The organism is Novosphingobium sp. B 225, from assembly GCF_002198665.1.
Taxonomy (GTDB): domain Bacteria; phylum Pseudomonadota; class Alphaproteobacteria; order Sphingomonadales; family Sphingomonadaceae; genus Novosphingobium.
Genome location: NZ_MWLM01000054.1, coordinates 13,147 through 33,951, shown reverse-complemented (window position 1 = coordinate 33,951; position 20,805 = coordinate 13,147). Strand labels below are relative to the sequence as shown.

Annotated in this window: 18 protein-coding genes, 1 tRNA gene and 1 pseudogene; 7 read left to right on the top strand and 13 right to left on the bottom strand. The window is 62.1% G+C overall.

The window, feature by feature from the left end; genetic code table 11:
- Positions 1-22 precede the first annotated feature (22 nt).
- The 3 genes from MNBBLIKP_RS09270 to MNBBLIKP_RS17770 all read left to right on the top strand — a co-directional run bounded on the left by MNBBLIKP_RS09270 (position 23) and on the right by MNBBLIKP_RS17770 (position 3,137).
- A complete protein-coding gene (locus MNBBLIKP_RS09270) occupies positions 23-1,942 on the top strand; it encodes a DUF3604 domain-containing protein (protein WP_088309753.1) in 1,920 nt (639 codons plus the stop codon).
- A gap of 36 nt (positions 1,943-1,978) precedes the next feature.
- Positions 1,979-2,731: a TSUP family transporter gene (locus MNBBLIKP_RS09265; protein WP_088309751.1), complete on the top strand. Its 753-nt coding sequence runs from the start codon at positions 1,979-1,981 to the stop codon at positions 2,729-2,731.
- Positions 2,732-2,903: 172 nt separating this feature from the next.
- Positions 2,904-3,137: a hypothetical protein gene (locus tag MNBBLIKP_RS17770; RefSeq protein ID WP_140420568.1), complete on the top strand. Its 234-nt coding sequence runs from the start codon at positions 2,904-2,906 to the stop codon at positions 3,135-3,137.
- 103 nt (positions 3,138-3,240) lie between these two features.
- On the opposite strand, the gene MNBBLIKP_RS09260 is transcribed toward MNBBLIKP_RS17770, so the two are convergent.
- From MNBBLIKP_RS09260 to MNBBLIKP_RS09240, 6 genes and pseudogenes are all read right to left on the bottom strand, one after another.
- Entirely contained in the window at positions 3,241-5,115 is a 1,875-nt protein-coding gene (locus MNBBLIKP_RS09260) for an AMP-binding protein (protein WP_088309749.1), read from the bottom strand.
- Positions 5,116-5,134: 19 nt separating this feature from the next.
- Positions 5,135-5,638 (bottom strand): GNAT family N-acetyltransferase, encoded by a 504-nt coding sequence (locus MNBBLIKP_RS09255; protein WP_088309856.1) that lies wholly within the window; start codon positions 5,636-5,638, stop codon positions 5,135-5,137.
- Between the two features lie 95 nt (positions 5,639-5,733).
- Positions 5,734-7,473: an MFS transporter gene (locus tag MNBBLIKP_RS09250; RefSeq protein ID WP_441339270.1), complete on the bottom strand. Its 1,740-nt coding sequence runs from the start codon at positions 7,471-7,473 to the stop codon at positions 5,734-5,736.
- Positions 7,474-7,793: 320 nt separating this feature from the next.
- Positions 7,794-7,988: pseudogene (locus tag MNBBLIKP_RS18270) on the bottom strand (transposase); the annotation flags it as partial.
- Positions 7,989-8,020: 32 nt separating this feature from the next.
- Positions 8,021-8,194: a hypothetical protein gene (locus tag MNBBLIKP_RS18175; protein ID WP_217896676.1), complete on the bottom strand. Its 174-nt coding sequence runs from the start codon at positions 8,192-8,194 to the stop codon at positions 8,021-8,023.
- Positions 8,195-8,288: 94 nt separating this feature from the next.
- Positions 8,289-8,378, bottom strand: a tRNA-Ser gene (locus tag MNBBLIKP_RS09240).
- Positions 8,379-8,535: 157 nt separating this feature from the next.
- On the opposite strand from MNBBLIKP_RS09240, the gene hspQ reads away from it, so the two are divergent.
- Positions 8,536-8,916, top strand: coding sequence for a heat shock protein HspQ (hspQ, locus tag MNBBLIKP_RS09235; protein WP_088309745.1), 381 nt, complete (start codon positions 8,536-8,538; stop codon positions 8,914-8,916).
- 29 nt (positions 8,917-8,945) lie between these two features.
- Positions 8,946-9,353 carry a hypothetical protein gene (locus MNBBLIKP_RS09230; protein ID WP_088309743.1) on the top strand — a complete coding sequence of 136 codons (408 nt, stop codon included), beginning with the start codon at positions 8,946-8,948 and terminating at the stop codon, positions 9,351-9,353.
- A gap of 4 nt (positions 9,354-9,357) precedes the next feature.
- Here MNBBLIKP_RS09230 and MNBBLIKP_RS09225 read toward each other — a convergent pair whose 3' ends face one another.
- Both MNBBLIKP_RS09225 and MNBBLIKP_RS09220 read right to left on the bottom strand, forming a co-directional pair.
- Positions 9,358-10,173 carry an acyl-CoA thioesterase gene (locus MNBBLIKP_RS09225; RefSeq protein ID WP_088309741.1) on the bottom strand — a complete coding sequence of 272 codons (816 nt, stop codon included), beginning with the start codon at positions 10,171-10,173 and terminating at the stop codon, positions 9,358-9,360.
- Entirely contained in the window at positions 10,173-11,063 is an 891-nt protein-coding gene (locus MNBBLIKP_RS09220; RefSeq protein ID WP_088309739.1) for an ABC transporter permease, read from the bottom strand. Before MNBBLIKP_RS09220 ends, MNBBLIKP_RS09225 begins: the two co-directional genes overlap by 1 nt.
- An 81-nt stretch (positions 11,064-11,144) precedes the next feature.
- On the opposite strand from MNBBLIKP_RS09220, the gene MNBBLIKP_RS09215 reads away from it, so the two are divergent.
- Positions 11,145-11,810 carry a GcrA family cell cycle regulator gene (locus MNBBLIKP_RS09215; protein WP_088309737.1) on the top strand — a complete coding sequence of 222 codons (666 nt, stop codon included), beginning with the start codon at positions 11,145-11,147 and terminating at the stop codon, positions 11,808-11,810.
- 18 nt (positions 11,811-11,828) lie between these two features.
- Here MNBBLIKP_RS09215 and MNBBLIKP_RS09210 read toward each other — a convergent pair whose 3' ends face one another.
- Positions 11,829-13,310, bottom strand: a complete 1,482-nt coding sequence (locus MNBBLIKP_RS09210; RefSeq protein ID WP_088309735.1) for a ComEC/Rec2 family competence protein — start codon at positions 13,308-13,310, stop codon at positions 11,829-11,831.
- Between the two features lie 120 nt (positions 13,311-13,430).
- Here MNBBLIKP_RS09210 and MNBBLIKP_RS09205 point away from each other — a divergent pair, with 120 nt between their 5' ends.
- A complete protein-coding gene (locus tag MNBBLIKP_RS09205) occupies positions 13,431-14,597 on the top strand; it encodes a GGDEF domain-containing protein (protein WP_088309733.1) in 1,167 nt (388 codons plus the stop codon).
- Here MNBBLIKP_RS09205 and MNBBLIKP_RS09200 read toward each other — a convergent pair whose 3' ends face one another.
- The 4 genes from MNBBLIKP_RS09200 to pnp form a co-directional block, all read right to left on the bottom strand.
- Positions 14,598-15,452, bottom strand: coding sequence for an SDR family NAD(P)-dependent oxidoreductase (locus MNBBLIKP_RS09200; RefSeq protein ID WP_088309731.1), 855 nt, complete (start codon positions 15,450-15,452; stop codon positions 14,598-14,600).
- 45 nt (positions 15,453-15,497) lie between these two features.
- On the bottom strand, positions 15,498-16,199 hold the full coding sequence (locus tag MNBBLIKP_RS09195; protein ID WP_254912984.1) for a DUF3142 domain-containing protein: 702 nt from the start codon (positions 16,197-16,199) through the stop codon (positions 15,498-15,500).
- Positions 16,196-18,325: a hypothetical protein gene (locus MNBBLIKP_RS09190; protein WP_088309727.1), complete on the bottom strand. Its 2,130-nt coding sequence runs from the start codon at positions 18,323-18,325 to the stop codon at positions 16,196-16,198. Before MNBBLIKP_RS09190 ends, MNBBLIKP_RS09195 begins: the two co-directional genes overlap by 4 nt.
- A 131-nt stretch (positions 18,326-18,456) precedes the next feature.
- Positions 18,457-20,781, bottom strand: a complete 2,325-nt coding sequence (pnp, locus tag MNBBLIKP_RS09185; RefSeq protein WP_088309725.1) for a polyribonucleotide nucleotidyltransferase — start codon at positions 20,779-20,781, stop codon at positions 18,457-18,459.
- Positions 20,782-20,805: the final 24 nt, after the last annotated feature.

The window sequence follows — 20,805 nt, the reverse complement described above, 5'->3', positions numbered from 1 at the left end:
GGGATCTTGAGGGAGAGAACCGATGACGAAGGCAATGCGAATCCCGTTTGCTCTTGCGCTGGCCACAACGGCGGCTTCGGTGGCCATGGCTTCCAGTCTGGTCCAACTTCAGTCCAGTCCAGAGCATCATGCCGCCGCCAGCGACAAGCCAGCTGCCGCGCCGGCTGGCGGCGGCAAGCATCTCTATTGGGGTGACACCCATTTGCACACCTCGCAATCGTTCGATGTGTACCTGTTCGGAACGCCGACTTCGACTGCCGAAGCCGCCTATCGCTTTGCCCGCGGTGAAAAGGTCACCAGCCCGACAACCGGTAAAGACTGGCAGCTGTCGCGACCGCTCGACTTCCTGGTGGTTGCCGATCACGCAGAGCTGGTTGGCAGCGTGCCCAAAGTCTATGACGGGGAGCACGGCTATGCCGATACAGACACCGGCAAGGCGCTGCTGGCCCAGCCGGGTATTCCGGGTGCCGATCAACTGCTCCACGCTTATCATTACCTTGTCAAAGTGGGAACCGGCACGACAGGCCCGGGATTTGTCACGCCGAAACAAGCCTATGTCGATCTGCACGGCGGTACCAAACGGCAGTCAGCGTGGTACAACTACATCGATACTGCCGAGCGCTATAACGAGCCGGGTAAGTTCACCACACTGATCGGCTGGGAATGGTCCTCAATGCCCGGCGGCGGCAATCTGCATCGGGTCATTTTCACTCCTGACGGCGCCGACAAGGCCAAGCAGTTCATGCCGTTCAGTCAGCTCGAGAGCGAACGGCCGGAAAAGCTGTGGGAATGGCTTGGAGCGACCAGTAAGGCGACCGGCGCGGATTTCGTGGCGATCCCGCACAACTCCAATCTCAGCTGGGGCAAGATGTTCGCCGGAACTGACAGCGACGGGAAGCCGATCACTGCAGAATACGCGCAAAAGCGGATGCGCTGGGAGCCGGTGGTCGAAACCACCCAGATCAAGGGCGATTCCGAAACCCACCCGGCGCTCTCTCCAACCGATGAATTTGCCGACTACGAAAAGTACAGCTTCGTCATGGTCCCGACCGGCCCGATCGCCAAGCCGGACGAGGCTGACTATGTCCGCGCGGCGCTGCGCCGTGGGCTGGAAGTTGAAGCAAAGACCGGCGTCAATCCATTCAAGTTCGGACTGATCGGATCGACTGACGCCCACACTGGCATGTCCGCAATCGAGGAAAACCGCTTCGCCGGCAAAGGTCAGCACGACGCGACACCGCAGCAGCGCAAGGAGCCTACCGGGCTGGGATCGGCACGCGGTTGGGACATGGGCGCTGCGGGATTGGTTGCCGTCTGGGCGCCCAGCAATGATCGCCGTTCAATCTACGAAGCTTTCAAGCGCAAAGAGGTCTATGCCTCGACCGGACCGCGCATGGCAGTGCGGATGTTTGCCGGTTGGAACTTTACCCGGCGCGATCTGGATACGCCGCGCTTTCCCCAGTCGGGCTATGATCGCGGCGTACCGATGGGCGGCGATCTGATTGGCCGAGGCCGCGCGCCGAGCTTCATGGTCGAAGCCATGAAAGATCCTGAAGGCGGCAATCTGGACCGGATCCAGATCGTCAAAGGCTGGGTCGATGCCAGCGGCAAGGCGCACGAAACGGTATTCAATGTGGTCTGGTCGGACGCGCGCAAGCGCGGGCGTGATGGCAAGCTGGCGCCGGTCGGCAATACGGTCGATCTGAAGACCGGGGCCTATACCAATACGATCGGGGCTACGTTCCTGCGCACCTTGTGGCGCGATCCGGAATATCGGCCGGGCCAAAAGGCGTTCTACTATGCCCGGGTCCTGCAAATCCCGACCCCGCGCTATTCGCTGTTCGACGCGATCCAGCTGGGGATCGATCCTAAATCAACCGGCAAACCGCTGACCATTCAGGAACGTGCCTATACCTCGCCAATCTGGGTTGCGCCCAAGTGATGCGCCATGTGATGATTTTTGCCGGTGCGATCGGGCATGATTGAAGCACTGACCGGACTTGCACCGTTATCGATGCTGATGGTTGCGGGGATCGTGCTGATCGCGGGGTTCGTACGAGGGCTTACCGGGGTAGGACTGGCAGTAGTGCTGGTGCCGCTGGTCAACCTTGTGTTGCCACCCGAACGGACTGTTCTGCTGGCAATTCTGGTCGGTTGCCTGGCAGGCACGATGGGCTATCGCGCGGCCTGGCGAAACGTCAACCGACGGCAAGTGAGCATTATTACCCTGGCAGCAATCGCAGCAACACCGTTGGGGCTGGCACTGCTGTTCAACACACCGCCCGACATAGCCCGACTGGCAATCGCCGTGATCGCATTGGCGGCTTTCGTCGTGATCGTTATTCCGCGCCCACCGCTGCCACCATCGGGCATCGGCCCGATGATCGTAACCGGCTTGTTGACCGGGCTACTCGGATCTTTCGCCGCGATCCCTGGGCCGCCCGTGATCTACTATTTCGTGCGCAGAGGGGTTCCTGCTGCCTTGACCCGCGATTCCTTGATCGTGATATTCCTTTGGGGCCCCTTGTTCGTCGCGCTCGCGGCGCTGGCGCTGGGCAAACTTGATTGGCAACTGGGCGGGCTTGCCCTCGCCTGCTTTCCAGCGCTTGCCATCGGGAATGCGCTGGGCAGCCGGTATTTTGGCAAGATTCCCGATCGGCACTGGCGGGCGCTGGTAGTTGGCTTGATTGCGATTGCCACCCTGGGAGCGATGTTGCGGATGGCGGGGTAGTTGGCTGCCGTCAAAGGTCAGCTGCCGAACCATTCATGTCGCCCCCTGCCAGCTCAAGCGCTTCGTCAGCCTTTGAGTTGATGAGCAACCGACAGGTTCCAAGCTGCACCGGACGAACGTTGAGCGACCGCAATGTTAGCGGGAGCCGGCATCGAGCCTTCTCTCACCTTGAATGACCGCTTCCGCTACCATGGGTCTGAAAAGTGCCATTCTGGATCCGACAACATCGCCGACAAAAACCCTCCACAGAAACCTTGTGGCCGATCTTGTTTACCTCTCACCGGAAGAAACGGTGCCTGGTGAGGGCGACGAGGGGCGATGGCTTGTCGTCGAAGCAGTGAGCGACAAATATTTCGGTTCCGGCGTTTCATGGAAGCTGGCAGGGGAGCATCGCCGGCATGGCTAGTCCGTCAGGAAATCCTTGGTTTCTTGAGTTTTTTTAGAGATTTGATAGACCCAACATCATAGGATCGGATTGGATAGCACCCCGCCGCCGCATTCAGCATAAATCAGCGTTGGTTGACAGCTTGCGCAATTGCTCTTGCGACCGAGGGGTCTTCGATCGTGGGCGGGATCGTGTAGTCTTCGCCATTGACGATCTTGCGCAGCAGGTTGCGCAGGATTTTACCCGATCGGGTCTTGGGCAGCGCGGTGACCACGAAGGCAGTCTTGAGTGCGGCGACTGCGCCCAGTTCATTGCGAACTGCCGCGATGACCCGGCCGTGCAGCGAGGCATCGCCTTCATGACCGGCGCGCGCGACCACAAAGGCGACCGGAATCATCCCCTTGATCGCATCGTCGGCACCGATCACCGCGCATTCGGACACGCCGTCCTGGCTGGCGACGATCTGTTCCATCTGCCCGGTCGAGAGGCGGTGGCCCGCAACATTGATGATGTCGTCGGTGCGGCCCATGATATGCAGGAACCCTTCGTCATCGAAATGCCCGGCATCACCGGTTTCGTAATATCCCGGAAAGCCCGCGAAGTTCTTGTCGAACCCGGCCTGATTGTTCCACAGCGTGCGAAACGCGCCCGGAGCCAGCGGGGCCTTGATCGCCACCGCGCCGCTTTGCCCGGCGGGCAGGGGCTTGCCGCCCTCGTCGAGAATTTCGAAACGGTAGCCGGGGACCGGAAAGCCCGCGCTACCGCGCTTGCGGCGCAGGTCGCCAAGCGCAAAGCAGGAAGCCACCCCGGGCCAGCCCAGTTCGGTCTGCCACCAGTGATCGATCACCGGTAGACCGCTGTGCCCTTCTAGCCAGCCGATCGTATCAGGGTCGGCGCGCTCGCCGGCGAGGAAGATCACCCGGCAGTCACCCGTGCCGATCTCCTTCAGCAGTTTGGCATCGGGATCTTCCTTGCGCACCGCACGGATCGCGGTGGGGGCGGTGAAGAAGCTCTTGACCTGGTGGCGGCTCATTACCCGCCAGAATGTGCCCGGATCGGGGGTGCCGACCGGTTTGCCCTCGAACAGCACTGTGGCGGCACCGACCAGCAGCGGGGCATAGACGATGTAGCTGTGCCCGACGACCCAGCCGACATCGCTGGCCGCCCAGAACGTGTCGCCAGGGCCGATCCCATAGATGTTGGCCATCGACCAGGCGAGCGCCACTGCATGCCCGCCGTTCTCGCGCACCACACCCTTGGGGGTGCCGGTAGTGCCCGAAGTGTAGAGGATGTAGAGCGGATCGTCGGCGGCAAGCTCGGCCGCCGGCGGGACCGGATCGGCGGCGCTGGCGCCGCGCAGCGCTTCCCAGTCGAGGTCGCGGGGGGCCTGAAGTTCGGCGCTGATCTGGTCGCGCTGGAGCAGCACGACATGTTCAACCTGGTGACTGGCGAGGGTCAGTGCCTCGTCGACCATTGGCTTGTAGGCCAGGATCCGGCTGCCTTCGATCCCGCAACTGGCGGTCAACAGCACCTTGGGCGCGGCGTCGTCGATCCGTTTGGCGAGTTCGAGCGGGGCGAAGCCGCCGAACACAACCGAGTGGATCGCCCCCAGCCGCGCGCAGGCCAGCATTGCGAAGACGGTCTGCGGGATCATCGGCATGTAGATGATAACCCGGTCACCCTTGTCCAGGCCCAGCCGGACCAGCATCGCCGCGACCCGGCCGACCTCGTCTTGCAGTTCGCGGTAGGTCCAGGTGCGGACGGTATCGGTCACCGGGCTGTCATAGATCAGCGCGGTGCTTTCACCGCGGCCGGCCTCGACGTGACGGTCGAGGCAATTGGCGGCAGTATTGAGTGTTCCGCCGGCAAACCAGCCGCGCACATCGTCCCAGGCGCGCTGGGGCGGTGTGGTCCAGTCGATCGCGCGCGCGGCCGTGCTCCAGAACAGTTCCGGATCGGCGATGCTTTGCTGCCAGGCGTCCAGGTATGCTTGGCTCATTGCATCACGCTCCCTTGATCTAGCGGAAGGTCTTCGAAAGGATCACGAGCGTTGGATCACCGTCAAACGCTTCGGGAGTAAAGCCCTTTTCGCGTTCAAGTTCGATCGCTGCGTGATTGTCGCGGCTTTCGATCGCGATCACCCGGCGCACACCGCGCCGCTGCGCTTCGCTGCCGAGCAGGTCGAGCAGTGCCCAGCCAACGCCTTTGCTCCGGTAATCGCTGCGGACCGAAACCGCGATCTCGCCAGTGTCGAGCGCCTTGTCGCAGGCCAGCAGTGCCGATCCGACCAGTTCGCCATTGGCCTGATCGAACGCCAGAAAGCTCTCCGACTGGAAATGGTCGGAATGGATCAGGGGATCGAGCTGTTCGTGGCTGACGTGCTCGGCTGCGGCCAAAAAGCGAAAGCGCCGGTCCTCATCGCTGACCGAATCGAAAAAGGCTGCCAGCGCCGGCTCGTCGGATTCGCTGGCGGTGCGCACGTCGAGGACAATCCCGGCCCGGGTACTGAGCTTGGTAGTCATGATATACTCCATTTGGTCGAGGCACTGCCTATGCCCATGGCAAAATGCCGCGCCATGATCGGGATCAAGGCGCGGCATCTTCCTGGGAGAACGGGTCAGTCGTCGATGTTCCGCTTGAACGTTTCAGGCAGGAACAGCAGCCCGATCACCACGGTGGCGGTGGCAATCGCGACCGGGTACCACAGGCCGTAGTAGATGTCCCCCTTGGCCGCGACCATCGCAAAAGCCGTGGTGGGCAGGAACCCGCCGAACCAGCCGTTGGCAATGTGATAGGGCAGCGACATCGAGGTATAGCGGATCCGGCTGGGGAACAGTTCGACCAGCATTGCCGCTATCGGGCCATAGACCATGGTCACCAGCAGCACGAGGTAGAACAGGATCGCGATCGCCAGCGGCTTGTTGATCTGCGCCTTGTCGGCGAAGAACACCAGCTTGGCGGCCTTGGGATCCTTGGCAGCTGCGGGGTTTTCCTTGATCGGATAGCCTGCATCCTTCAGCGCGGTGGTCAGTGTGCCGCCGAACTTCTTGATCGCATCGTCGCGGTCCTTGCCGGTCACCTGGGTCGGGTTGGGCACTTCGATCACCTTGTCGCCGACCTGGACTGTCGCCGCTGTTCCGGCCGCAGCCTCGACATTGACGTAGTTGAGGCCGTTGCGGGCGAAATAGGCCTTGGCGATATCGCAGCTGGAGCCATCAAACTTGTTCTTGCCGATCGGATCGAATTGGAACGAGCACTCACCCGGAGCAGCGGTCACCGAGACCGGGCTCGATTCAGTTGCCGCGTTGAGCGCCGGGTTGGTGGCCAGCGCCAGCTGGTGGAAGGCCGGGAAGTAAGTCAGTGCAGCCAGGGCGCAGCCGCCCAGGATGATGTACTTGCGACCGATCCGGTCCGACAGCCAGCCCCAGAACACGAAGAACGGAGTACCCATCAACAACGCAGTGGCGACCAGGATATTAGTGGTCGCGCCATCGACCTTCATGGTCTTTTCAAGGAAGAACTGGGCGTAGAACTGCCCGCCGTACCACACCACGGCCTGGCCCATGCCGGCACCGAACAGGCAGATTAGCACGAACTTGAGGTTGCTCCAGCGGCCGAAGGCTTCGGTCAACGGAGCCTTCGACGTGGTGCCCTCGTCCTTCATCTTCTGATAGACCGGGCTCTCGTTCAACTGCATTCGGATCCACATCGAAACCGCCAGCAGCACGATCGAGATCAGGAACGGCACGCGCCAGCCCCAGGCGGCGAAGCTTTCCTCACCCATCCAGGTGCGGAAGCCCAGCACCACCAGCAGCGCCGCGAACAGGCCAAAGGTGGCTGTGATCTGGATGAAGCTGGTGTAAAGCCCACGCTTGTTGTTGGGGGCATGCTCGGCCACGTAAGTCGCTGCGCCGCCGTATTCACCGCCCAGCGCCAGGCCCTGAAGAATGCGCAGCAAGACCAGAATGATCGGTGAAGCGACACCCCAGCTTTCATAGCCGGGCAGCAGGCCGACCACGAAAGTGGACAGGCCCATGATCCCCATGGTGACCAGGAATGTGTTCTTGCGACCGACCAGATCGCCGATCCGGCCGAAGAAGATCGCCCCGAACGGGCGCACCGCGAAACCGGCGGCGAAGGCCCCCAGCGCCAGGATGAACCCGGTGGTTTCGTTGACGCCGGCAAAGAACACCTTCGAGATGAAGGTGGCCAGAAGGCCATAGAGATAGAAATCGTACCATTCGAAAACGGTGCCCAGCGACGAAGCGGTGATCACCAGTTTCTCGTCATGGGTCGGCTTATGGTGCTTGGGCAGCGAGCTTATATCCTCGGCCGATTCTCGCATTTGCAGGTCCATTGGTCCTCTCCCCGATGGTCTTAGAAGCTATACTTTGCGACGACGTCAACACGGTTGGTCGACCCGTCCGCCTCATTGACCAGCTTGCGCTCGCCGTGACAGACCTCGCCGCCGCAGTCGATCGCTTTGACCGGTGAGTAAAACAGGTTCGCCGCCGCGCTCCACGCCTTTTTGTCAAACGTAGCAATGCTGGCGGCGCGCAGACTTCAGGAGCAGTCCGATCTTCGGCCAGAATTTGCAAGTACGGATGCTCAGGCGGCTCTGGCGACGGTTGGATGCTGGTGAACCAACGATCCTCTTCTGAACTTAACGCTTGGCAACCTGATACCGTCGTTCTCGCGCGCCAGATCTGCCTGCGGCGCTGAGGTCAAATCTGTCGGCCGATATTGCGCAATCCACTTGACCAGCGTCGACTTGCCGATCCCCAAATCCACTGCAACCCGCTCTCGCGGCAGACCGCTGGTGAGCGCAATGCGTACCGCCTGCTGCTTGAACTCTTCTGAATGCTTCATCATCTCATCGGTCTCCTGTTGCGAGCTCTAAACGCTCAGGTGACCGGCGCAAAACCGTTACAAGTCCAGTACAGACCCTCGGAATCGGCGAGCTTGTAGTCCCGCTCCCTAGCCTTGGCGTTCTTCACTTGCATCTCGGTCAGCATCGATGCCCCCGGATCTCCGGACGCTGCCCCCAGCCGTGCCCCCGGATCGATGTGGAAGCACATGGAAGCAATGAAACGAACAGGGAACAACAATGCTCACAAATCGGCGAAAATGCAAGAGAAATAAGCGCTTAGGGGATATTTGCGGAACGCAAGCTGGCGGAGAGGGTGGGATTCGAACCCACGGTACGGTCACCCGTACACCGCATTTCGAGTGCGGCGCATTCGACCTCTCTGCCACCTCTCCGCGAGATCGCCGGTGTCTGGCCGTGGGGCCGGACGGGTCGGGAAGCGCGCGGTTAGCCTAAGCCGGGGCGCTTGCCAAGCCCCCTTGGCCGGGAAATACGGGGACCGGCAAAGGTCCGGCGTTGTTTCGGCGGCCTGAACACCCTATATTGCGACTTATGGACCGAGCCACCTTCTTCTCGCCCCAGGCTGGCCGCAAGGTCGATGCCCCGCTGCGCACCAAGTCACGGTTCGGGATCGGCGATGTTGTACGGCACAAGGTGTTCGATTTCCGCGGCGTGGTGTTCGATATCGATCCGGTCTTCGCCAATAGCGAGGAATGGTACGAATCGATCCCGCAAGAAGTGCGCCCGCACCGCGAACAGCCGTTCTACCACCTGCTCGCCGAAAACGGCGATTCGAGCTATGTCGCCTATGTCAGCCAGCAGAACCTGCTGTCCGATGGCGAAGCCGGGCCGATCGATCATCCTAGCGTCGCCGAACTGTTTGAGGATTTTGACGGCGGGCGTTACCGCCTGCGGCGTTCGCTGACGCATTGATAGCGGCCAGCCGCGAACCGGAGCTGCCGATGACCAGCTTGCACATCGCCCTTGCCGGACTTGGTCTGGCTTTGCTGGCCACCAGCCCCGCCGGTGCCGCCACCTGCAAAGCTCAGCCTGCGCTGTCCGGCACCTTCAAAGCCAACGACGGCGGCACCTATCGCATCCGCAGCACCGGCAATGCGGTGTGGTGGCAGGGCAAAAGCAAAGACGACGGGGCCAGCTGGACCAACCTGTTCAAGGGCACCCGCAGTGGCAATGTGGTAACCGGCCAATGGGTGGACCTGAACGAGGGCGCCAGCGGCGCCGGCACCCTGACGCTCAAAGTAACCGGAAACTTCCAGTTGCAACGGATCGGCGCCACCGGCAGCGGGTTTGGCGGGACCATCTGGCTGCGTCCCGGCTGCACCTATTCCAACGCGGTGCCGATCGACTGAGCCTTCACCCGCTTTTGCGGTAGCGCAGCACCAGCGATTGCGAGGCGGTTGCCATCAGCGTCCCGTCTTCGGCAAACAGCCGCAAATGACCATGAGCAAAGCCGCGCCCCGCCGCACTCATCTGGATATCACACAGCACCCAGCGGGTCGGGACCACGCTGTGCAGGCGCAGGGTGTTGTCGAGGCTGTTACCGCCGCCATCAAGCCCAAGCGAAACCCCAGCCCCGGTTGGCACGAAATCCCCCATTAAGGCCAGCACGGCAGCGTCCACTGGCAAATCCTCGCGCGTACGCAGCCACATTTGCATCCGGCCCGACGGATCGACCGCGCCGTCGCGCGGGCGCAGTGCGATGCTATCTGGCGCGATCCGCTTTTCCAGCCGCTGCAGCAAGGTGCCCTCGCCTTCATGGTCCCATGGGGCCCACACTTCGCACTGATCGGGTGCGGGCACTTGCGGCAGATCGAACCACTGCGCACTGGGATGGCCTTCGCGCTCACCCAGCGCGGCGGTGGCGGAAATGATAACCTCCTCCCCGCAATGCAGGGTAATCACAGCCTGAGTGATGTTTCGCCCCTGCACCGGCAAGCGCACATCCGCTTCGATCAGCGAACCGGGTCGGGCATAGGACAGGTATTGCGCGGTCGCCCAGATCAGTTCCCGCCCCGCGACATGGCGCGCGCAAGCAACCGCCGTGGCCAACCCTGCCCCGCCGAACAGGAAGATGTGATCCTTGCGACCGACACACAGATCCGCAGTGACTGGCAGGCGGAATCGCAATGGGTCGCCGGTCGGTTCGATCGCCAGAAACGGGTGGATCATCAGCTTTTTAGCTTCCACCCGCTGCGCAACAACAGATACAGCGCCGCGCCCATGACCACATTGAGCAGCCCGACATACAGCGCGCCATTGAACACCGCCGCATTGGTTGCGCCAATGTCACTCTGCCCCAGGAAACCAAAACGAAAGCCGCTGATCACATAGAAGAATGGATTGAGCCGGCTGACCACCTGAAATGCCGGATGCAGGTTGTCGATCACATAGAATGTGCCTGAAAGCATGGTCAGCGGGGTGATCACGAAATTCGTCACCATCGCGGTATGATCGAACTTCTCAGCCCACAGCGATGTCATCAGGCCAATGATCGCCAGCAGGATTGATCCCATCAGGCCGAACCATACGATCGCCCACGGATGAGCAGCTGACAAATGCACACCCGGCCACGGCAGCATCGCCGCACTGATCGCCAGGCCAACCAGCACCGCGCGGGTCACTGCCGCGCCGATCAGGCCCAGCATCAGTTCGCCATTGGAAATCGGTGGCATCAGATAATCAACTATTGTCCCCTGGATCTTGCCGGCCAGGAAATTGAAGCTGGTATTGGCGAAAGCACTGTTGATCATGCCCATCACGATCAAACCCGGCGCGATGAAGCTGGCGAAGGGTACACCCAGCACCGTATAGCCTTCACGTCCCATCGCCACGGTGAAGATCATCAGGTACAACAGCGTCGTTATCGCAGGTGCCCAGATCGTCTGGGTCTGCACCTTGAAAAATCGGCGCACTTCCTTCATATAGAGCGTCCACAGCCCGAGCCGGTTGACCCGGTGGATCAAGGGCACTCCCTGGGCCGGAAAATTGCGCTGCCCCACGCTCATGCCGAGCGACGGGGCGGAGGCGGTTGACGGTGCAGGAACAGGTTGATTGGCCATGAAGTGGCGACTATCGGCTTGCCGCGCATGTGGCAAGCGTCAGGCCCGCTTGGGGCCGCACGCGAAGGAACTGGACGGGCAATGAGCTGGACCGACGAACGGATCGAAAAGCTGACCAAGATGTGGGAAGGCGGCGCTACGGCCAGCCAGATCGCCGACGAACTGGGCGGGGTCAGCCGCAATGCCGTAATCGGCAAGGCGCACCGCCTGGGGCTGAAAGCCCGCCCCAGCCCGGTCAAGCCCAATGAAAAGGAAGCCGCTCCGGCCCCGGCCAAGCCGCCCAAGGCAGAGGCCGCGCCCCGGCCTGCCCCGACCCCACGTCCCGCGGCCGCTCCCGCAGCTCCGCGCCCGGCCCCGCAGGCCGCTGCACCCAGCGTCGGCGATGCTCCCGCCGTGCCAGCCGCGCCTCAACCGCGGATCGTCTCGGTCGGCCCCGGAGGGTTCCTGCGTCAGGGCCCCGGCGATCAGCAGGCTCCGATTCCCCCCGCCCCGCCGCGCCGCCTGGTTCCCGCCAAGCCCAGCCCTGAAATGGCTGACAAGACCAGCCTGCTTGATCTGAATGACCGGATCTGCCGCTGGCCGATGGGACACCCAGGTGAACCGGATTTCCATTTTTGCGGAGACAAGGTGAACCCTGGCTTCCCGTACTGTGTGGAACATTGTGGCCGCGCCTATCAGGCGCAGCTGCCGCGCGGACACCGCCGCCCGCCGCCGCCGCTCCCATTTGGCGGACCGCGCGTCCGCTAATCGCGTTTGCAGGTTCGTTCAGTCCGGCTTAGCCGGGGCGCTGACCTTGCTGACTGCAGGGGCGAAAACGACGTCTCCGGTGGACGAAACGGTAAAGCGATAGGCTTCGTTCATTCCTTCCTTGCCCGAATGGGTAAAGGCCAGAACCCGTTCGCCATCGGTGCGGATGTGGACGATGCCAAAGTTGGTGCGCTCAAAGGCAAATACCTTGCGCGGTTTCTTGCCTTTGGCAGGCGGAGCATCGACCCAGCCCAGTGTCTGGAAGAACGCCGCGAGTTCGGTACAAAAAATCACCCCTGGCGTAGTTCGGCTGGCCTTGCCGAGTGCAGACATCAAGGTGGCGCGCGGGTGGATGTATTCCTTGGTCTGGTTTTCATCACCCGATGAAATCAGCGAGACCACCGGCCCCGCCTCTTTCAGGAATTCCATGTCGAAATCTGCCGAGCCATGGTGCGGCGCCTTCAACACTTCGCAGCGCAACGATGCATTGGGCAGTGCCTGGCGCAGCCGCTCACCCGCTTCCTGGTTGAGATCACCGGTAAACAGGAAGCGGACATTGCCGTAACGCAGCCGGAAGGCGATCGAATGCCCGTTGATGGTGTGGCTGGCCGACAAGCTCTTGCCCTTTCCACCCGGTTTTGATCCCAGCATCAGGTTGGCATCGTCGGGCGGGCTGGTCAGAAAACGCAGGCCCGGCGCGCCGCCCGCATCTTCGGTGATCGGGCCATAGAGGTCCACTCCGATCCCTTCGCCTTTCAGGAAATCGAACGCATCGCCACGAGTCTGGTCCAGCCGCCGCCGCTCGATCGGTTGCCCCCAGACGCGCTGAACCCGCGGCTCCCACGCCGCCAGGGTGTTGACCCATGTCTTGAACGGATCGTTGCGCTCGCTGCCCGGCAAGGCACCCGGATCCTCGACCAGGCCGGTAATGAACGTGTCCTTGCCGACTCTCGTGGTTTCCCCCAGCAGTTCGACATCGGGCACCTTCTTGCCGCCCTTGCTGCCCGGCCGCTTGACGATACCGTTGTGATAGTACCGACCGGGGGCAACGAACACGCGCTTGCGCAAGGTCTTGTGGCTTTCCGATTTGAGCAGCTGGTTAAGCCCGTCAAAATGATCGGCATCGCCGTGAGTCACCAGCATCAGGTCTACCTTGAGCGGATTGGTATCGCTGGTTCCGGGGTAACGCGCTGCGACATGGCGCGCGAAAAGCTGGTTATCCCCGCCGTCGATGAAGATCACTTTGCCCGTCGGCGTTTCGATGATCAATCCGTCCCCCTGCTGAACATCAATCATCGACATCCGCAACAGTCCCGGATTGCGCAGCTTGGCTTTGGGAGAGATAACGCCTTCACCCCGGTCTTTGGCAACGCCGGGCAATTTTACCCGCACTTCGGTGGCGCTACTGGACAGCACTTCAACCTCGTCTCCCCAAAACAGTTGGCGGACCGCGCCGCTATCAAGCCGCATCCCGACCACGTCGTCATCGATAAAAGGCATGAGTCGCTCCTTCGCCAACCATGACCCTGTGTAACCGGACTCAGCTCATCCGGCGGTGCGCTAGATCACCAAATTGGTCGCCGACCTTAAAAATTCGGGCAAGGCGACGTTAACCATGCCATGACTGTCCATGATCCCTCGCTTGGCCGTTCCGGCGGCCTGCTCGGCTGGCTCGGGCTTGGCTCGAAGCCGGTTGACGAAACCGATTCCTCCACGGATGCTGCCCCGGCGGTGCCTGCACGTGAGCGGCGGCAATCGCTGCGCGAACGTCAACTGGACGAGATCAATCGCTTCCTGGCGACGCACCAGCTGGAAGTAACAGCGCATACACTCTCGATTGCCCATGCTTATCTGACCAGTGCAGATCCGCATCTGGTCCGGCTGATCGACCGTCAAGTCCAGACGCGCAAGCCGGTGACAATCGAATGGTTGGACGAAGTGTTCCTGCGCAACACCAGCGAGGACGAGGTCAAGACCTTGGCTGACCTTATGCAGCGGCTGGAAACCAGCATCGACGAATTTGGCAAGACCAGCCACGATGCCCAGCAGGCCACCAGCGAATATCACAGTGCGCTGGAGGAGCACGTTGGCGAGCTGGAACAGGTCACTGCCGCAGGGGCAGTTATTTCCGAACTGGCCTCAATCGCCAAGGTCATGCTCAAGCGAACCCGCGACATCGAAAAGCAAATGTTGCGCAGCGAAGCCCAAACCCGTGCCTTGCGGCGGCGACTGGATGAAGCCAAGCGCAGCGCCGAAGAGGACCACCTGACCGGCCTGCCCAATCGCCGTGCGTTTGAATCCCGCTTTGAAGCAGAATATCGCGAAGCGTTTGCCGCCGCTGAGCCGCTGTGCATCGCGTTCTGCGACATCGACCACTTCAAACTGGTCAACGATACCCACGGCCATGACGCCGGGGATCGGGTCTTGAAACTGGTGGCGGACAGCCTGGCCAAGATATCTGATGATCGCTGCCACGTGGCTCGCCACGGGGGTGAGGAATTTGTCGTGTTGTTCCGCGACACTCCGGTCGCGCAAGCCTATGCCAAACTCGATCAGCTGCGCGAAACACTGGCTGCGCGTCGCCTGGTCAATCGCGCTACCGAGCAGCCGTTCGGGCAGATCACATTTTCCGGTGGAGTGGCCGATGCCTTTGCCTTTGCCGACCGGCGTTCTGCGCTGAAGGCCGCCGATACCGCACTATACCGGGCCAAACAGGCTGGCCGCAACCGGATCGAATTGGCCACAACGGAAGACGGCAAGCCAGCAGACCAGCCCGCCGCCGCCTGACTAGATCCCGCGCACGGCTGCGTTTTCAACATCTGGGGTGGCATCGAGCACAGCCTGCGCCCGGGCGCGCTGCCAATCCTTGAAGATGCCGTGGGTGACGATGTAAGTCTGGTTCGCCAGGATCCCGTCGGCGACCAGATGGCCGACCTGCTCGGGCTCCATCCAGTTGTCACCGACCTGTCGCCGCGCCAGTTGCGCCTCGCTTTCGGCAAAGCCGCTGCCGCTGCGCAGATGTTCGGGGCGGTTTTGCTGGGCCTGGTGGATGTTTGATTTGATCGGTCCGGGCAGTAGGATCGAAACCCCGATCCCCTGTTCGCCTAGTTCGCCTTTCACCGCCTCGCAATAGTGGCACACCGCCGCTTTGCTCGCGGCATAGATCGCAAGGTGTGCGGGCATTACCACTTCGGCGGCGAGGCTGGCGGTGGAGACAACATGCCCGCCGCGCCCATGCGCCAGCATCTGTGGCAGAAATTCAACGAAGCCGTTGATCACTCCCCCGATATTGACCCCGAATCCGAAATCATAATCGGCATAGGTGGCCTTGAGGATCGGCCCTTCGAGCCCGACCCCGGCATTGTTCACCAGGATGTCGATCCCGCCGAATTCCGCCAGCATTCGCGCCGCCACTTCGGCATAGGCCGCACGGCTGGTGACATCGAGTTGCAGCGCAGAAACGGCATTGCTGCGCCCGCCCCCGGAAAATTCAGCCAGCGCCTTGTCGATATGGTCCTGACGCAAGTCGGCAATCACCACCCGCGCGCCCCGCTCGACCAGAACTTTCGCAATGCCGAGGCCAATCCCCGATGCGCCCCCGGTAATGAAGGCAGTGCGACCGGCGAATTCGGTGATGGTCATGGGCCTCTCTTAGCTGAATCAATTTGTATGCATTGCTAACAAATTTCAACCCGGGTTGACAAGGAAGACCACATAGCCGCGAAATAAGGGATCGACGCGTAATCCGGGCGGTTCGCGCCACTGGCCGCCCTGCACCAACGCAACCTTGTGCGGCACTGGCACACGGGCCAGTCGCGCAAGGTAACGGTCATAGCCGGGGATCGTCTCGGTCCCCTGGTAGCTTTGCACCACCACTTCATCGACCACGCCCGCCAGCTGCGCCAGCGCGGCCGGGTCAGCATTGGCACTCCAGTCCATCAGCCCGGTCACCGACAGCTTGTAGCGCGCAGGCAATCGGGCGCGCAGTTCCTTCAGAAACCGCGCATAGTCCGCCAGACCGGGGGTTGAGGCATCAAAATCAAGCTGGAGCCCGTAGGCCTGCCATTGACCCAGATCGCGCTCCAGCTTGCGCCACACCCCCGGCCCCCAATCGAGCCGCGCCGCGCGCACCACCAGCCACAGCCGCTTGTCCGGATGGCGCGGCACCGAAGCGCGCAGCGGCACCAGGGCAGAACCGCTTTCGCGCTGCACTTCGCCATCGAGGATATAGAGTTCCTTCGCTTCCGCCACGACCGGCTGCGGTCGGACCCCGGCCCACAGGAAGAAGCTGCTGTAATCTTCTGCCCGCACCCGGTCCGGCGCTGACTTGCGGCACCCGCCCAGCAGGGCAAGCGCCGCGATCATGGCCAGCGCGATGCGTCCTCTCACCAGTAGAAACGCAGCTTTTTGGCCCAGGGACTGCCGGGATAATCACGCTTCAACTGGTTGAACCAGGCCTTGCGCTGATCGATCTCCACATCCTGCCCGCCGCAGCTGTTGCTGCCCGAAGGGGCATAGCAGTTGATCTGACGGAATAGAGCATAGGCACGATCGTTCGGAGCTGCCTTGGCGTTGGCGATCACTGAGGCATAGATTGCCCCGCGTTGCACCGGTTTGCCGCCAAAGTCCTGCCGCGCACCGCCCAGTTCGTCCTTGCCTGGCGCATCGTCCAGAGCAGTAAACCCGTCGAACCCGTTGAGCCGCAGGAATTCCCCCACACACAGCCGCGCAGCCACGTCCTGCGGGTTTCTGGCCAAACCTAGCACGGTCACTGTCAACGCCGGGCAGGGGTAGCCACCACTGGCGAAACGCCCCTTGGTGAACAGGCCAACGGGAGCGTTGTCATGATCATAGAAATACCAGAAGTTGGCTTCGGTCGAAGCCTTGGCCGGGACCATGGCGACATTGCCTGCAAACCCGGCATAATCGCCACGGGTCAGCTGCTTGTAGAGCAGAGTGAAGAGCGCCGTATCACGCTCCACTTGCGGGCGGGCCGTGTCCTGCGCTGCGGCGCGCAGCACGTCCTTGCCCGCCGAATAGCCCAGCAATCGCTTGCGGATGGCCGTATCGGTTACGGGCGAATCCTTGGCAAAGACTGCTGCGACCTGCCCGCTGCGCTCAAGGCTCATCGCCAGGCCCAGCTCAACCGTCGGGCGCTGCCACAGCGCGTTCGATCCGCCCAGCAGATCGCGCCAGAACCCGGCCTCGTTGCGGTCCTTCAGCGCGGCCAGCGCCTGCCCGCGCAGCACCTGGCGGCTGAACTGGACTTGCGAATAGTCTCGCCGGTGCGAATCGTCGGGGATCAGCGTCAGCACCGCGCGCGGATCGTTTTCCACGTAATAGGCGTGCATGCCCTTGAGCAGCCCATAGAGGTCCGGCTCACCTGCAAAGGCCGGAGCCTGCGCATCGAGGTCTGCCCTAGTCAGCGTGGGGCCCTGGCCCTGCAGGATGCCGTCATCATCCTTGTAGCGATCATCCCGCATCTGGACGAGATCGAGCGCAGCCAGCAGCAGCGGGCCATTCGCTTCGGCCTTGCGGCCGCTGGCGAACAGCAGCTTGTTGTCGATCTCCTGGATCAAGTCGAGCGCTTGCGCACTCCCAGCAGGAACCGCGCCCAGCGCGCTGGCATAGGTCGCAGCGAGTGCCTTGGTATCGCCCGACAGCCAATGGACCCGTCGCTGCAAGCCACGCGCCGAATCCGCATAGCGTCCGTTCGGCCAGGCCTTGAGATAGCTTTCCAGCGCCGAATGCGCGGCGGCAATCGCCCGTTGATCGACGTTCTCTGTGCCCGACGACCAACCTTCATCTTCAAACGTCTTGGCCTGTGCGGCATTCAGCTCCACCCGCCCGGCCATGTAGGCGGCGGTTTCCTTGAGCCACGGGTCGCTTGCCCCGGACAGACCTGCGAACAGGCCGCGCGCATCGTCCCAGCGTTCAGCATAGAATGCTTCTGCCGCCTGAAGATAGCCAAGATAGGCCTTGCCCCCGGCGCTGGCGATCCCTTCAGGCCAGGCGGGCAGGGTTTGGTCTGCCGGGCCATCGCAGGCCAGGCTGACCCGCCCCCGCGCCGCCAGCAGCTTGGTCCGCTCCGCAGCGGGAACGCTCGCATTGGCAGCCAGCGCCGTCTGGAAGGCAGAGGTGGCCCCGGTCAGGCTGATACAGCGCGAACCGTAATGATCACTGCGCCCGGCAAAGGGATCTTCCCCTGCCTTGGCCGGAAACAATCCGATCCGCAGCAACTCCCAATCGAGGAAGGTGTGGCCATAGCCTTCGGAATCGTATTCGCGGGAAGGATATTTGTCGGCCTTGATCGCCAGTCCGGCCTTGCCGCGCAGCAGGAAGGCCAGATTGATCCGCGAATCGTTACCCGGCGAAAGAAAGGCCCGGCTGGCGCAATCAAGCGTTGTCCCGCCTAGCTTCCACGATGGTTCGCAGGTTGTGTCGGCACAGGCCCACAAGGCCGCAGGCACCGCCGCAAGTCCCAGCCCCGTCGCCAGCAACAGCTTCCGCTTCATTCCGAATTCTCCAACCGATCAAGTGCGCGCGACGCGGAGTGAGAATTCCAGACAAAGCCATGTCCTGACAAGCGAAAAGGGGGCCGCCGCAGCTGCCCCCTTTCCTTTTTTTCACAGTCTTGTCGCAGCGATCAATCGTCGCCCTTGAGGAAGGCCGGCATGTGATCCGGATTGCCGCCTTCTTCACGGTCACGACGAGGGCCGCGATCACCGCCATCGCGGCGCGGACCACGGTCACCGCCGCCATCACGGCGCGGGCCTCGATCACGATCGCCGCCGCCACGCGGGCCACGACGGTCACCACCGCGATCACCACGGTCCCCGCGCGGTTCACGCGGTTCGCGCGGCGGACGGGTATCTTCCAGCTCGGCACCGGTTTCCTGATCGACAACGCGCATCGACAGGCGAACCTTGCCGCGCGGATCGATCTCGAGGACCTTGACCTTCACGGCCTGACCTTCGGAAACGACATCAGTCGGCTTTTCGACACGCTCATTGCGCATTTCCGACACGTGAACCAGGCCGTCCTTGCCGCCCATGAAGTTCACGAAGGCGCCAAAATCGACGATCGTAACGACCTTGCCGTCATAGATCTTGCCGACTTCGGCTTCTTCCACGATCCCGCTGATCCACTGCCGGGCAGCTTCGATCTGCGACAGGTCGGACGAGCTGATCTTGATCAGGCCTTCATCGTCGATATCAACCTTGGCACCGGTGGTGGCCACGATTTCGCGGATCACCTTGCCGCCGGTACCGATGATGTCGCGGATCTTCGACTTGTCGATCTGCATCGTTTCGATGCGCGGAGCGTGAGCCGACAGTTCGGTGCGGGCCGTGCCCAGCGCCTTGGTCATTTCACCCAGGATGTGCGCCCGGCCTTCCTTGGCCTGGTTGAGCGCGGCCGAGAAGATTTCCTTGGTGATCCCGGCAACCTTGATGTCCATCTGCATCGTAGTGATGCCTTCGGAAGTCCCGGCCACCTTGAAGTCCATATCGCCCAGGTGATCTTCATCACCCAGGATGTCGGACAGCACAGTGAAATCTTCACCTTCGAGGATCAGCCCCATGGCAATGCCCGAAACCGGACGGGTAAGCGGAACGCCCGCGTCCATCATCGCCAGCGCGCCACCGCAAACGGTCGCCATCGAGGACGAACCGTTGGACTCGGTAATGTCCGAAACCACGCGGATTGTGTAGGGGAAGTCTTCCTTGCTGGGCAGCACCGCCTGCAGTGCGCGCCAGGCGAGCTTGCCATGGCCCACGTCGCGGCGGCTCGGTGCGCCGAAGCGGCCCACTTCACCGACCGAATAGGGCGGGAAGTTGTAGTGGAGCATGAAGTTCGAGTAGCTCAGGCCTTCCAGCCCGTCGATCATCTGCTCGCTGTCCTTGGTGCCCAGGGTGGTGGTGCAGATCGACTGCGTTTCACCGCGAGTGAACAGTGCCGAACCATGGGTACGGGGCAGGAAGCCGACCATGCTTTCGATCGGGCGGACCTGGTTGGTCTTGCGTCCGTCAATGCGCTGGCCGTCCTTGAGGATGGCACCGCGCACGATATCGGCTTCGACCTTCTTGACCGACTTGATCGCGACCATCTGGGTCTGCGCGTCTTCAGATGCGAAAGCTTCCTTTGCCTTGGCGCGGGCAGCATTGAGCGCATTTGAGCGTTCCGACTTGTCGGTGAGCTTGTAAGCTGCGGCAATGTCTTTGCCGATCAGCTTCTTGAGCTTGTCCTTGATCGCGGTGTTATCCGAAACGGCGACGTCCCAGGGATCCTTCGCGGCTTTTTCAGCCAGATCGATGATCAGGTTCACAACCTTCTTGCACTCGTCATGCGCGAACATGACGGCGCCGAGCATGACTTCTTCGCTCAGTTCGCGGGCCTGCGATTCAACCATCATCACCGCGTTGCCGGTTGCGGCAACCACCAGGTCGAGCGCACCGGCAGCGGCCACGTCCTGACGCGGGTTGAGAGTGTATTCACCATCGACATAACCGACGCGCGCAGCGCCGATCGGGCCCATGAAGGGCACGCCCGAGATGGTCAGCGCAGCCGAAGCCGCGATCATCGCCAGCACATCGGGCTCGATCTCGCCATCATAGCTCAGAACCTGGGCGATGACATTGATTTCGTTGTAGAACCCTTCTGGAAACAGCGGGCGAACCGGACGATCGATCAGGCGGGAAACCAGCGTTTCCTTTTCGGTCGCGCCGCGTTCACGCTTGAAGAAGCCGCCCGGGATGCGCCCGGCGGCGAAGAATTTTTCCTGATAGTGCACGGTCAGCGGGAAGAAGTCCTGCCCTTCCTTGACCGACTTGGCGGCCGTGACAGCGCACAGCACGACAGTTTCGCCATAAGTGGCGAGGACCGCGCCGTCAGCCTGACGGGCAATGCGGCCGGTTTCCAGCGTGAGGGTCTTTCCGCCCCACTCCATGGATACGGTTTTGACGTCGAACATTGTATTTCCTTCAGCCCGCCAGCC